Genomic DNA, 14655 nt, shown 5'->3' on the forward strand with positions numbered 1-14655 from the left:
TGTAAGTAACTGTTGAGCCTGGGGCCGCCGTCGCTGGTCCGGTTTTGGTGGTAACGACATCTGCCTGGGGGGTGATACTTGTGGTGACTTTAGCAGTCGGATCGCCACCGTTATTGTTGCCCGGAGTCGGGTCTGGGGTGGGGGAACTACTGCTGGCGGTGTTGCTGACGCTGCCTGAGTTGGGTGCGACAAAGCTGACGGTGTTGGCTACCGCAGCAGCAGCACCGATGTCCAAGCTGGGGATGGCTGGGAAGGTGACAATGCCAGTATCTGCATTGTACGTGCCGCCGTTGGAGACGACTACCGAGGTTAAGCCCGGAACGATGCTGTCAGTAATTGTGACGTCCGTCGCTATGCTTGGCCCGATGTTTTGCGTCGAAATCGTGTAAGTAACTGTTGAGCCTGCAGTCGCCGTCGCTGGTCCGGTTTTGGTGGTAACGAGGTCGGCACTAGTATCAACGATTGTAGTTGAGACTTGAGAGAGGGGTTGGGAACTATTGTTGTTATCTAGATTGGGGTCGAAAGTGCTGGAACTGCTATATGCAGTGTTAGTTAAGGCTGTGCCTGCGCTGAGTGTTGCCGGAACTGTGGCGGTGATGGTGCGGGTGACGCTCTCACCGTTAGCCAGAGTTGGAATAGCTGGCCAGGTGACCGTCTTCGTTTGGGGATTGAAAGTACCGCCGTTGTCAGCGCTGACGAAAATTAATTCTGGAGGGAGCGGATCTTGAATCAGCACGCTTTCGGCGCTGTTGGGCCCGTTATTAGTGGAAATAATAGTGTAGGTAATCGTGCTGTTGGGTGTGGTGACCAGCGGGCCTTTTTTAACAATGGAAACGTCGGCTACGACTTTAGGCGTATCTATACTTTCGACGACGATATTGTTAACTTCGTGAATGTTTGAATTTCCCCCTGTCGAAGCAGCAAAGCCAAATTTAAAAGTAGCTGGCACTTCTCCGTTTATGGTGGCCACATTTGGTATGTCGAGCAGTGTTTCGTCCGCATCAAAGCTTCCGTTGTTGTTCAAGTCGAAGGCAACTGACAGAGCTGAAGTTACCGGGGCTAATGTAACTTGAACCCTTCTTCTAGCAGGATTAGCAGGATCATTGCGAATGGTTGCATCTTTATTATCTATGCCAATGGCAATGGAAGTGTTCGTTAAAAAATTATAAGATGTGCTTTCGCTGCCTCTAAGTGCTAGTGAATCTGGTTGCGGGCCACTGAATCCACCCTGTTTTCCAGCATTCGCGTTAGAATAATTGCCAAACTCGTCTAATCCTATACCTAAATAACCTCCTACAATACCGGGTACCGTGTTCAGATTACTCGTATTCTGAGCATAGCCGAGAGAGCCGCCAAAGCCTCCCGCTTTTGTTGGCGTAGCTGTTCCGTCAATGAGGAAAAAACTAATACCATCTGCACCAAGAAGGGGCGCGTTGGGACTATTTATCGGATCAAACTGCTGAGTACCTCTGTTATACGCATAGTAATCAAAGGTAACTCTCAGACCCTCAGTGGCAGAGATGGGGTTGTTGTAGATTACAAAAGCTGCTTGCTGAAATTTATTTGATGTTAATCTTAAAGTACCTTCTCCGGGTGGATCGCCAACCCCTAAACTGGGAATAACGCCGTTCGGGTTGGCTGGACCTGCGGTTAAGCCTGGGTTATCTGTAAGGGTATTGCCAACTCCATATATCCAAGGCCCGACTGCTGTTGGATCTTTAAAGTTTTCATCTACTAAAGTAGCCAGGACTGATGTATAGCCTTCTAGGACTTCTTTTTCAAAGGCTATTTCGGTATTTATTTGTCCTGTGGAAATTTCTAATTCCCAGTCGCCTCCTAAGGCTGCATTACCAGTTCGGTTGTTGGAAGCGGCAATATTTGCGCCAGTGAATTCCCTGATTTTGTGTAGGAATTTCCTGCCGGATTCGCCGGCGGCTACGTTACAGCCGTAAAGTAGAATGCTGGCGGATTCGCTAAGGGCTTTTCCCCACTGCTGCAATTGGCTGCTGTAGGTTTCTACATTATCAATGTTCAGTTCTGTTGAGCCGATTTCTAATGCTGCTTCTCGGCCGTGAGAAACTATGTGCAGGCTGGCGATGCTGCTGCGCTCAACCAAAATTTCGGTGATTTGCTCGATCGCCTCCCTGGTTGGATTGAGTACAAATACTTCCGTTCCTGCTTTAACACCACCGATCAATTGCTCGTAATTTTCTACTCGGGTGTCAACAACCACTAAAGATTTTGGCGCTTCAGGTTCTGCTTTAGAGGTGGTTTTTTCAAAAAAAGAGTTGTTGTTAGTGACCATAATCGTAGATGTAGATGTTTTGACGGCTGAAAAATTCGACAGATTGGAGATCGTGTTCATCAAAAAAATTCGGTAATAAGTGGGTTGCGAGCCGTCTAAAGACGCGCTCGTGGGAAACGACGCGGGGATTTCAATAAGCGAGTGAATCTTTCCATTACACCGGGATTGCTAGATCCGGTGTAATGAATGTAGTGTACCAGGGGCGGGAGAATTACCATTTCAAATTGTGCAACCCGCGATCGCACAACTGTTTTGCTCTTTCTCGCCTCTATCAAAGGTGTGATTTTAGCTTGCGCTTTAGTTAACGCCCGGTACTCGATCTAGGACACCGATCTAACCCAATAAATCTGCTTAATCTTAAATTTCGCGATGCAAGGAACTAGCTTCCCATTCCCTGGTAGGTCTTTAACTCTTACCGTTAACGTGGTACCCAGGTAACATCTGGTCAACTGTGGTTTAAGTCAAAGGCTAGAAGCGAAGGTGTCTTTAGACCAGGGTGGTGGACTATTCCTTGATTGAGTTATCCGTTTTAACATACCCACCTTTAGGATATTGCATAAACAGCAAAATATAAATTAAAAAAAAAGTGTAAGTATAAAAATTATTTTATACTTACATATTTTTACGGTGGAGATTTAAGGAAAGAATGGGACGGGAACTGTAGCAGGCGATCGCGAGTTCCTAGGGCGACCAATCACCGCAACTGCTACACAAGCGTTTTCGGGTTTTGACTGCGCCACTTAATTCTTTTTATTTGAGAAGAGGCTATGTCAGAACATGGGGAATTCGATCGCCCGTTACTTACGCCTTGCTGAAAAAAAGGCAGTGATTCCGGTAAAGCGACGGTTTTCAGTACGGTTGTACGTATGATTTTTTGTTGAATCTTCACCCTAAGTCAATTTAAAAAATTGGTTTCCGAGAATTGGAAAATTTTAAATTTGAGATTCTATTTACTACTGTTACTCATGGGCATTACTGCTAAATTTACTTATCGAGAACTTTTATCAAAAAAATCTCATAACGACAATAAAATCTACAAAATTTAACGTAGCGTAAGGCAACTTAACACGAGCTAGGAGTTGACAAGTTGCACTAATCTATGATTTCACTTATTGGGTGTTGGCAGCCAAAGGCAGCGAAGCGATCGCAGGATTTGAGAATTGAACGCGAGATTTGCGCAAAAAATTCTTTCAAACCCTACAGTATTGTTGACGGTTGACGGTTGACGGTTGACGGTTGACTGTTGACAAGCGAAAAATTTTACACCTAATTTCCAGGTTCCAGATTCATCTGTGGAGTCAATTTTTAAATCTAAAATCTAAAATCTAAAATCTAAAATCTAAAATCGACTGGCTGTTGACTGTTGACTAAGCTGTCGCGCATTTAAATTGTATATTCAGGGCGGGCGGGACGCCCACCCCACAAGACTTTGATTTTTTTTGACATACAATTTAAATGAAGAACAGCTTACCCTCTTCTCTCTTCCTTAGGGGCTAGGGGATAGGTGCTTTGTGCAGCGCGCATCGGAAACATAGCTGCTGTGTTCACACAGCTATATTTCGGATGCGCACCCTAGGGGATAAGACCAAAAATTGAGGGTGGCGCGATCGTACTTTCTCGGAGTGCGCCACCCCGAAAGGGGCGCTTTTTAAACGTTAGTTAATATCCAGTTCCCGCACTAAAAAAGCCCATTCATCTGCCAATTCTTCAATAATTTTCGCAGTGGGTTTGCCGGCACCGTGTCCCGCTTTGGTTTCGATCCGAATTAACACCGGTTTTTCTCCGGCGTGCATTTCTTGCAAAGCGGAAGCAAATTTAAAACTGTGGGCCGGAACTACTCGATCGTCACGATCGGCAGTTGTAATCATTGTCGCCGGATAAGCCATTCCCGGTTTGAGGTTGTGCAGGGGAGAATAGCCGTGAATTGTGGGAAATTCTTCGGGATTTTCCGGCGAACCGTATTCAGAAGTCCAGGCCCAACCAATAGTAAATTTGTGGAAGCGCAACATATCCATAACGCCGACTGCGGGCAGTGCTGCACCGAACAATTCCGGCCGCTGAGTCATGCAAGCTCCCACTAATAAACCGCCGTTGCTGCCACCTGCGATCGCCAATTTTGCTGGTTTGGTGTACTTGTTTTCGATCAACCATTCAGCGGCGCTGATAAAGTCATCAAACACGTTTTGCTTATTCAACTTTGTGCCTGCTTGGTGCCATGATTCGCCGTACTCGCCGCCACCCCGCAAACAGGCTGTTGCGTAAACACCGCCCATCTCCAACCACACGATCCTGCTAACAGAAAAACTCGGAGTTAGCGAGATACCAAAACCGCCGTAGCCGTAGAGGTAGGTGGGGTTGTTGCCATCCAACTGCAAGCCTTTCTTGTGCGTGATAAACATGGGTACTTGCGTACCGTCTCTGCTCGGGTAAAATACTTGTTTGGTCTCGTAATCCTCCGGATTAAAATCAACATTTGGTTGCCGATAAATCGTACTTTCATCGGTCACCATATTGTAGTGGTAGATGATGTTTGGCGCCGTGAAACTCGTGTAAGCATAAAAAGTTTCGGTGTCGTGCCGCTTGCCGCCGAATCCTCCCGCCGAACCAATTCCGGGCAAGGCAACTTGTCGCACGAATGAGCCGTCTAAGTTGAAGATTTTAATCTGGGTGTAGGCGTCTTTCAGGTAAGAAGCGACAAATTGATTGTTCAGGAGGCCGATTCCTCCGAGGGTTTCTGCTGATTCGGGGATAATTTCTGTGAATTTCCCTTGACTTTCATCAGCAGCGAGGGATGAGGGAGGTGGGTTGTTGGTGTCGATCGCAATTACGCGGCCCAACGGTGCATCCAAATCTGTTTGAAGCCAGAAAAGAGAGCCATCATTGTCAATGAAACTGTACTCAGCCTCGAATTCGTTAATTAGTTCTACAACCGTTGATTCCGGTGCCGTCAAATCCTTGTAGAAAATCAAGTTTTTGGTTTCCGTTCCCTGCCAAACAGAGATAATTAAGTAACGGCCATCTTCGGTAACGCCGCCGCTAAATCCCCACTCTTTCTGGTCTGGTCGCTCGTAGATTAATTCGTCTTCAGATTGCGGCGTGCCGATTTGGTGGTAAAACAGTTTTTGGTAATAATTAACGTCTTCGTGCTTGCTTTTTTCGTTGGGTTCATCGTAGCGGCTGTAAAAAAAACCTTTACCGTCGTGAGTCCAGGATGCGCCTGAAAATTTAATCCACTTTAAATGGTCTGATAAATCTTCGCCAGTTGCCACATCACGAACCTTCCATTCCTGCCAGTCGGAACCGGAAGTTGACAAACCGTAGGCCATGAGTTTGCCGTCTTCGCTGATAGCTACGCCACCCAAAGCAACGGTTCCGTCTTCTGAGAGAGTGTTGGGGTCAATTAATACTTTGGGTTCGCCATCGAGGGACGTTAACGTGTAGAGAACCGATTGATTTTGCAGGCCGTCATTCTTGTAGTAGAAATAGCGATCGCCTTCTTTGAAAGGTATGCCGTATTTCTCGTAATCCCAAAGTTGAGTCAGGCGCTGTTTAATTTTTTCCCGCGCCGGAATTTCGCCCAGATAGCCAAAGGTAACTTGATTTTGGGCTTCCACCCAAGCTTGGGTTTCCTCTGAGTCGGGGTCTTCTAGCCACCTGTAGGGGTCGGATACTTTGACACCGTGGTAGTCGTCTGTGTGGTCGATTTTGCGGGTTGTAGGGTAGCTTAAAGGTCGATCGAACTGGGCCATAATTTTTTACTTTCGGTAACTTTGTCCAGTTTAGCCTTTCGCGGCAGTGACGACAGAGAACAACCACACCCAACAGCAAATACCAAATACCCGACAGGTTTCAACCTGTCGCTACACAGACAAAACCCGCCGGCGCGGGTGTCATATCTTACAAATTTCTCATTGCCAACCTCAGCGAAGCAATCGCAGAAACTTAAGATATAAATATCGTCGCATCAATTGTGAACTCTTCCACCTCTCTTCTCTTCCTTCGCGTACTTCGCGTCTTCGCGGTTCATTTCTCTTACTTTCCAATCAACCATCACCCATTTTCAACTAATCCAACTCTCTCCTTCCTTCCAAAGCGCGAGCCAAAGTAACCTCATCAGCATATTCCAAATCTCCCCCCATCGGCAAACCAAAAGCTATGCGCGTCACCAGAGTAAAAGGTTTTAATAAGTGACCGATATAAAGAGTAGTAGTTTCGCCTTCCACGCTGGGACTAATAGCAATAATTACTTCCTTAATCTTTTGCTGGCTGACGCGCCGGACTAACGGTTGAATATTCAATTGTTCCGGGCCAATTCCATCCATCGGCGAGATAACGCCGCCAACAACGTGATATTTGCCCATATATTCGCGCGTTTTTTCTAAAGCGATTACGTCGCGGGAATCTGACACTACACAAATGGTATGACTGTCGCGGTTGGTATTGCGGCAAATTTCGCAAACAGGGTCAGCAGATAAGTGAAAGCATACTTGACAGAAACCTACTTGCTGTTTGGCATCAATCAAAGATTTAGCTAGGGCTTGCACGTCTTCTTCCGGTCGCTTCAAAATATGTAAAGCTAAACGCTGGGCTGTTTTTGGGCCGATTCCGGGCAAGCGCTGCAATTGTTCGATTAAACGAGCTAAAGGTCGAGTGTACATTAAAAATTGGCGGTAATTGGTAATATCATTTCTGGTTGATTCGCGACTATATAATTTGCGCGATGTAGGGGCGGGTTTTACCAACCATCTATGTTTAAAACTAAGTATATCATAAACCAGTCCCGCCCATACGCTGAGGAATACTGACTAATTTACCCTCCACTAATTTTAGCTTTGTAGCCTAACTTTGTGATAATTTCTAGCAGCTTTTGCTTGTGTTCGCCTTGAATTTCGATTTCATTATCTTTGACTGTGCCGCCAGTACCGCATTGAGCTTTTAGCTGTTTGGCTAGAGTTGCTAATGTTTCGGGTTTTTCCTGAAAGCCGCTGATGACTGTAACTGTTTTGCCGCCGCGTCCTTTGCGGGATGCTTCGATTTTGAGGTTTTGTTGATTGGGGGGAACTTCGGCAACTCCCCGTTGGAGGGCGGCGGAGTTGTCAACATTCCCAAACTCGGAGTAAACAATTCGTTTGCCCTCGGTTGTTTTGCTGTCAGAATCTTTGCGTTTGGATGCTGCCATAGGTTAAGATGCTTGAACTTTTTTTACTGGTATTTCTAGTTTTAGCGGATTGGGGTATGGTTGCGATCGCTCGGAATGCGCCTTAACTTCGGGAAACCGCAAACTTTTACCATCAAAGGAATTGAACATTTATTGTGTAGCAAACTCAAGCTTGACTTTGGTTGCAATGTGTGCTTTTATAAAAAGCATATTTTAAAATTATGACCTCCTCTCTGTTAAGCGAGAAAAAAACACGTTGTCCATCAATTTATGGCAGAAATATAACATTCGGCTTGAATCTTGGGGGACTGACTATGATACCCCTATTAGTCTAAACCAAGAAGATTCACTTTTAGACGATGCAATTGACCTAAAGGTCGAATGCGAGGAGTGGGTGGGACGCCGACCAAGTTGCGAACCAGCCCTTCCTAATAGGATTCTGTTTGTTGACGGTCGCCGACGGCTTGACACTCGTTTTATCGGCCAAAATGGTAACGAAATCTTGTACGGAGCCTTTGCTACGATTGCCGTCGGTGCCGTACTGGTCGCACGCGCCACTCGTAGAGCTGCCGTAAGTGAGCTGATTGTCAAAAGAGCGATCGCCATTGGTGGTATCAGCCACAGCGAAACTATTCCCCCGACACGAGTTCCCTGCCCGCTCGGAAGCGGGGCTGAAATTATTTACAGTACCTACATAACCGATGCTGAAAGCGAACCTCAAAAGCCGATTGCGCTAGTTCAAAAAGCTATGCGCGAGGAAGAAGCTAAATTAGCTGTGAAACTCGCGATCGATCCAGATGTACTCGTTATCAGAGACGGCCCGCTGCTACACAAACCTTATAAAGCTCCTGAATCTACATTGGGCTACGTAAAAACAATGGGCAAAGCCTATTTAACCGGAGACAGTGCCAAACTGCTTTGGGAATTGCAGTTAGGAGAACGAACTCCTATTTTTTCTATAGGAAAGCAAAAAAGTCCGAAACGCCACTGGAGTTGGTATCTGCGATCGGGTCAACAGCAGATCGACCATAAACAATTAGGATATCACGGCCTGCACGGCATTGTCAGATTAGATTTATATGGTGAAGTTCCCTTAAATAAAGCAACAGAAATTGCCGATCGAAGTACATATTTAATTCCGCAGTATGCCTCCCATCCATCCCGCGACCCCCGCGCCCCCCAAAACCTCACACCTGTTGGCGGGCTAGAAAAAGAACTCGGACGGCACATGGGCGACAAGGGAGTAATTGAACGGCGGTTGCGGACTTTTTTAGCCAGTCAAGGAGTGATGAAATGACGACAACTCTTGGCTTTGTATTAGGAACTCAAGAAGCTACGCCCCTCGATTTTTGGGTAGCTGTTTTGCCCGGTCAAATCCTGCGACTTGATGATGTTGTCGAAGTGCAAACTTGCCGACCAGATGGTGCAGGAATTGTTAGCTTTTATGGCATTGTAGATCGCGTTCGTACTCTATACGAAGGAACGCAGTTTGATACTGATACCTTTTTGGTCAAAAATGGAAGTTTACCTGTTAATGTGTCCTATGCTGGCCACATTCAAGTAACCAGGATTGAACCAGAAGAATATTTGCCACCGCAGCCTGGAGACCCTGTGCTGCTTGCTACAGACGAAGAATTAAAGCGCGCTTTGTACTTTGAGGGAATGGAAAAACGCATTCCCGCAGGAATGATGCGAAACGGTAGCCCTGCTTATTTGAATTTTGACTTCATCAATGGCGAAAAAGGAGCTCATATAAATATTTCAGGCATATCGGGAGTTGCTACAAAAACATCTTACGCATTATTTATACTTCATGCAATTTTAAAATCTGCTGTTTTAGGGGCCAGTCGCGCTAACACCAAAGCATTGATTTTCAATGTCAAAGGTGAAGATTTATTTTTCTTGGACAAGGATAACAGCAAACTGCGGACAGAAGATCGTTTGCACTATCAAACATTAGGAGTGCCAGTTGAACCATTCAAGGATATCCGTTTTTGCGCCGCCCCCAAGAAAGGAACTACCGAACTCGATCCGCACATAGAGCAGCGGACTGATAATATTTCAGTTTATTTGTGGAGTCTTCGGGAACTGTGTCGCGATCGCCTGTTCAGCTTTCTATTCGCTGGAGAAGACTTGGAACGAGGCAATTTGGGATTTTTAGTTTCTGTGGTAGAAGAACGGCTGGCACGGTTAGCCGAAGCTAACGATCGGAATGACAAACAAGCTAACCGCCACTTAGGAGTTCATTTAGAAGTTGATGCTTATGGAACACCACAAAAACAGAAAGTTGAAACTTTTAGAGACTTAATTGAGTTTCTTGAAGACAAACTGGTGGAAAATCCAGACCAGAGTTGGTTGGGTCGCAATGCCCCTGCAACTGCTGAGGCTTTGATTCGCCGCTTGTGGGGATCTAGAAATGAAATGAGCCACTTAATCCGGGGGGACTTACACCCAGCAATCATGGCTAAATCTCAATTAGACCCCCTCGCGCCGGCACATCAAATTACCATTGTTGACATCAATAAACTGGGCGGACAATCACAAAAATTTGTGGTAGGAGTGCTACTAAAAAAACTATTCTATGAGAAAGAAAAACGGGGACAAAATCCCGTCGTATTTATTGTTCTAGATGAATTGAACAAATACGCACCCCGCGAAGGCCGCAGCCCCATCAAAAACTTATTAGTGGAAATAGCAGAACGGGGTCGCTCCTTAGGAATTATCCTGATCGGAGCACAACAAACTGCCTCAGAAGTTGAGCGCAGGGTAGTTGGGCAAGCTGCAATTCGGGTCGTGGGCAGGCTCGATTCTGCTGAAGCAGAACGCCCAGAATATAACTTTCTGACTGGATCTTGCCGCAAGCGAGCGTTACTCCTCAAATCCGGCAGTATGTTTGTTCATCAGCCGGAAGTTCCAGCACCACTACTGATTAATTTTCCCTTTCCCGCCTATGCTACTCGTCAGAGTGAAGTCCTGGTTAGCGAAGCAGAAATTGCCCAACTAGAAGAAGACATTGACCGTTTCTAATTTTAAACATTATGCGCTTAATTCATACATCTGATTGGCATTTGGGAAGGCGACTTAAAGGGGTAGATCGGACTCCTGAAATTGCCTTTGCATTAAATGAGTTGCTCAAACAAGCAAAATCTTTAGAAGTGGATGCAGTTTTAGTAGCTGGCGACATTTTTGATGTCCCAAGTCCTACTGCTGAAGCTGAAAAAGTTGCTTACGACTTTTTTTGCCAACTAGGAAAGGCTAAAATACCAGCGGTTGTCATCGCAGGAAATCACGACTCAGCACTTCGCATTGAGGGGGTTTCTCCACTCTTATCTCATGTCGGCGTTCAAGCTTTAGGCAGACCTAAAAATATGGACAAGGGAGGCTTGATTACACTCGATACCAACAGTGGTAAATTGTGTGTTGCCGCTGTGCCTTTTGCCTCAGAACGCAGATTGTTGAAAGCGGAGGACTTGTGGGAAAAGGATGATTTAGAACAGCGACAACATTATAAGCAGGCAGTTGCTCACCTATTTCAAAACTTAACAAAGGGCTTTCAAGATAACAGCGTCAACGTGGTAATGGCACATTTGACAATTGATGGCGCTAAACGAGCATATTCGGAGGTAGACTATTACACAAAAGATACCTACAGCCTTTCTGGTCAAACTCTTCCTTCAGAAGCTCAATATATTGCTCTCGGTCATATCCACAAACCTCAACAAGTTCCTAACGCAGCACCCACTTATTATTGTGGTTCCTTGATTCAAGTAGATTTTGGAGAAGCTGGTGAAGAAAAAGGATTTAATTTAGTAACACTAGAACCAGGTCGTCCGGCTCTGACTGAGTTTATATCTATCCCTTGTCAAAAACCTTTAAAGGTGGTCAAGTCCGATTGGAATAACCTAGATGAGACGTTAGAAGAAAATCGAGAACATTCAGGATTTTTGAAATTTGTGATTGAATTGAACGAAAGTCAAAAATTTGGTTTAGCAGATAAAGTAAGAAAAGTATGCACTCAAGCATTAATCATTGAACCCCGCTATCCAAAAGCGCCAGTCGAACCAAATATTGAAGTGGGAGAATTTAACCAGTTCGATATGGTGGTAGAGTTTCAGCGTTACTGGAGTCAACAACTAGGGAAGACTCTGGAACCGTCGGTATTAAAAGCTTTTAAAGAATTATATCAGGAACTAAACGATGCGCCCAATTAAACTAACTGTAGAAGGATTTATTAGTTTTCGCAACCGTCAAACTCTCGATTTTTCACAACTTGATTTGTTTGCGATCGCGGGAAAAACAGGTGCTGGTAAAACTTCTTTACTTGATGCTATAACTTACGCACTTTATGGTGAAGTTTCCCGAGCTTTTAAGGGACAGGAATTTGTCAGTAAAGGAGCCGATCGATGCAAGGTAGAGTTGCAATTTTCTGTGCAGCAAAATGTGTATAAAATTGTGAGAAGTTGGCGATATCGTGCTAGTTCTCCGAAAGTAGAGATTCTTTTAGACCGATTGGAAAATGGAAAGTGGGAAAGGTGCGATCATCGCAGTCTGGAAAAAGATATCTTAAGGATGGATTTTGAAACCTTCACTCGGGTTATTATACTGCCGCAAGGTAAATTTGATGAATTTCTCAAAAAAGATGCTCCAAAGCGCCGGAGTTTGTTGCGGGATTTAGGCGGCTTTCAGATATTAGAGAATATGAGCAAACAAGCAAGTAAACTTGCTGGTAATTATGAAAAAGACCGCGAAAGGATAGAAAATCAACTTGCTACTATTCAAGCTCCTACTGAAGATGAAGTAAGGCAAAAGCAAGAGCAACGAGCTAGCCTGGAAAATCAAGAAATTCCTCAACTCCAATTACAGGCAGAAAAAGCTCGAAATATTATGGCTAGTGAGGAAGAATTATTTAAACTAATTCAAAGGCGATCGCAGTTACGCGAAGAGCTATCAGAGATAGAAAAAAAAGCTGCGGAAATCGACTTAATTAAACAGCAGTTGCAGCTAGCTAAAATTGCTAATAATTTACAGGGTGATTGGGTCTTAGTGAAGGATGCTCGCACTAAAGCCGAGCGCTCTGACAGTCAACTACAAAATGCTGTTAAGAATTTAAACGAAGCTCAAAATTTGTTAGTAACTGAACGTCAAAAATGCGAAAATTTTATCAAGCAAAAAGCTGAGAAGCAAACTTTCCTGGATGCTCTTGAACTAAACTTAGAAAGGGCTAAAATTTATGAACAGCAGCGAAAACAATATCAAGCTGAGCTGACAAAAGCAGCAAAGATTACATCCCAAAGATTGCAGAATCGAGATGAGTCAGGACGACGCTTGGCTGATGCAGAAACTCAGCAAGAAGAGGCTAATTTGCAATGGCAAAACTCAGAAAAAACTCTTACTTTATATCAACCGGGTGGTAAGCGCTTAGAGCAATTAAATCACATTGCTGAATCGCTAACTAGCTGGCAATTAATCTATAGTCAAACGCTTAAACTTCGCCAAAACCTTGAAATAACTACTCAGAACAAGTTAAGTAATTTTCTGAATTATGAAGCTGCACTTATTAAGTTCCAAGAGGCAGAACTCTGTCTTGAATCTGCGCGGACTGCTTTAGAAACAGCGATTCAGAACAACCATGCCGCCGCCTTGCGTCTGACACTCCACGATGGTGATAGTTGTCCGGTTTGCAGTAACACATACTCAAACAAAAATCTATTGCCAGTGGGAAATGATACAGATGATATAGAAGAAGTGAAACGGCAAAAAAACGCAGCAGAAAGGAATTTATCGACCGCTCAACAAGAGCGGATTCGAGCTGAAGCTACCTTAGAAAGTTTACAGCAGCAAGAGTTGAAAGACAGCCAAAAAATAGCGGAAACAGAATCTCAACTAAATACACTGAAACTACAAATTAGTGCTGTATTAGAATCAGATAACTGGGAAGCAGAAGCACTGAAATCAGAACGTCAAGTGCTGCAAGAACAAGATGCTACATACAGTAAAGCTTCGACTCAACATGAAAGAAATGCTTCTACTTTACGCGAGTGCGAATCATTGAGTCAGTCTGCCAATGCTGCTTATCAACAGGCTGTAACAGAGTATCAAGCTGCCAGTGCAGAACAGTTGCAAAAAGAGCAGCTACTTCAGGAAGTGACGAGTCAACTCAATGAATTGACAGAGGGTAAACCTTACGAAGAATTAAACCAAACATTACAGCGAGATAGGGAGCAGTTGGAGTGCCAACAGAATGAGGTAGAGAACTCTTTTCAAGCTGCTGAACGACGTGCAATTAACGCCGAGTCTGAAGAGAGACAGACCCAGAAATCTGCTAATGACGATCGAAATCAATGTGAAGAACTAGAGCAAAAATGGGCTGCTAATTTACAAGCAGTTAGTTTTACTGAAAAAGAGTTTATTCAGGCTAAAGCTGATGCTCAAAAACAAGAAGGATGGCAAAATACGATTGATGATTACGATCGTAAAACAGGTGACTTGTCAAGTCGGCTCAAGGAGATAACTGACACAATTGGGGACAGAACAACTGATCGGGAAAGACTAGCACAACTGAAAAAAGGGAAAGAATCTGCTGAGAAAAAAATAAATGAAGCTAATCAGAAATTAATAGATATATCTGTCTGGATTGATCGGGCCACAAATAAATTACAACAAGCCAAGGAACTTGACCAGGAAAAAACACAAGTATCTTCTAAATGGGAAGTTTATAAGATTTTAAAGCATCGATTGCAGTCAGATGAATTTCAATCTTTTGTTATAGAAAGTTTGGAAAAAGAGTTAGTTTCCAGCGCTACAGGTATACTACGGGACTTAACTGATTCGAGATACTCGCTCTTGATTCAAAATGGTGAATATGAGGTAGAAGATAATTGGAACGGCGGTGAAAGTAGACGTTTGCGAACTTTATCCGGCGGTGAAACTTTTGCAGCTTCGCTCTCTATGGCTCTGGCGTTATCAGAAAAATTATCAATGGGAGTAGAGTTAGGTAGTCTATTTTTAGATGAAGGATTTGGCACTCTGGATGCAGAGACTCTCGAAAGTGTCACTCAGATTTTGGTCTCTTTGCAACAACAGAATCGATTAATCGGGGTAATTACCCACATTCAAGCTTTAGCGGAGCAATTGCCCAGCCAGGTGAAAGTTCACAATTGTATTACAAAAGGTTCGACTCTGGAGCAATAGG

Annotated in this window: 9 protein-coding genes; 4 read left to right on the forward strand and 5 right to left on the reverse strand. The window is 44.4% G+C overall.

Annotated features, from left to right (window positions below):
- The 5 genes from QUB61_RS12075 to QUB61_RS12095 form a co-directional block, all read right to left on the reverse strand.
- On the reverse strand, positions 1–2365 hold a 2365-nt coding region (locus tag QUB61_RS12075), incomplete at its 3' end, for a DUF4347 domain-containing protein (RefSeq protein ID WP_333189955.1).
- A gap of 1595 nt (positions 2366–3960) precedes the next feature.
- Positions 3961–6054, reverse strand: coding sequence for a prolyl oligopeptidase family serine peptidase (locus tag QUB61_RS12080; RefSeq protein WP_333128197.1), 2094 nt, complete (start codon positions 6052–6054; stop codon positions 3961–3963).
- 315 nt (positions 6055–6369) lie between these two features.
- The gene (gene recR, locus QUB61_RS12085) at positions 6370–6963 is read right to left on the reverse strand and encodes a recombination mediator RecR (protein ID WP_333128199.1); all 594 of its coding nucleotides are present in this window, start codon (positions 6961–6963) and stop codon (positions 6370–6372) included.
- Between the two features lie 152 nt (positions 6964–7115).
- Positions 7116–7484, reverse strand: a complete 369-nt coding sequence (locus QUB61_RS12090; protein WP_190737631.1) for a translation initiation factor — start codon at positions 7482–7484, stop codon at positions 7116–7118.
- A gap of 3 nt (positions 7485–7487) precedes the next feature.
- Positions 7488–7613 carry a hypothetical protein gene (locus QUB61_RS12095; protein WP_333128202.1) on the reverse strand — a complete coding sequence of 42 codons (126 nt, stop codon included), beginning with the start codon at positions 7611–7613 and terminating at the stop codon, positions 7488–7490.
- Between the two features lie 106 nt (positions 7614–7719).
- Between QUB61_RS12095 and QUB61_RS12100 the strand changes: the two genes are divergently transcribed.
- The 4 genes from QUB61_RS12100 to QUB61_RS12115 are packed head-to-tail and all read left to right on the forward strand — an operon-like array spanning position 7720 to position 14654.
- The gene (locus QUB61_RS12100) at positions 7720–8760 is read left to right on the forward strand and encodes a hypothetical protein (RefSeq protein WP_333128204.1); all 1041 of its coding nucleotides are present in this window, start codon (positions 7720–7722) and stop codon (positions 8758–8760) included.
- Positions 8757–10490, forward strand: coding sequence for an ATP-binding protein (locus QUB61_RS12105; RefSeq protein ID WP_333128206.1), 1734 nt, complete (start codon positions 8757–8759; stop codon positions 10488–10490). Before QUB61_RS12100 ends, QUB61_RS12105 begins: the two co-directional genes overlap by 4 nt.
- 11 nt (positions 10491–10501) lie before the next feature.
- Complete coding sequence (locus tag QUB61_RS12110; RefSeq protein ID WP_333128208.1) at positions 10502–11674, forward strand: exonuclease SbcCD subunit D; 1173 nt, start codon at positions 10502–10504, stop codon at positions 11672–11674.
- Entirely contained in the window at positions 11661–14654 is a 2994-nt protein-coding gene (locus QUB61_RS12115) for an SMC family ATPase (RefSeq protein ID WP_333128210.1), read from the forward strand. Before QUB61_RS12110 ends, QUB61_RS12115 begins: the two co-directional genes overlap by 14 nt.
- The last annotated feature ends 1 nt before the right edge of the window (position 14655 follow it).

Origin of the sequence: Microcoleus sp. C2D2, from assembly GCF_036702495.1 — a bacterium.
Classification (GTDB): Bacteria; Cyanobacteriota; Cyanobacteriia; order Cyanobacteriales; family Microcoleaceae; genus Microcoleus.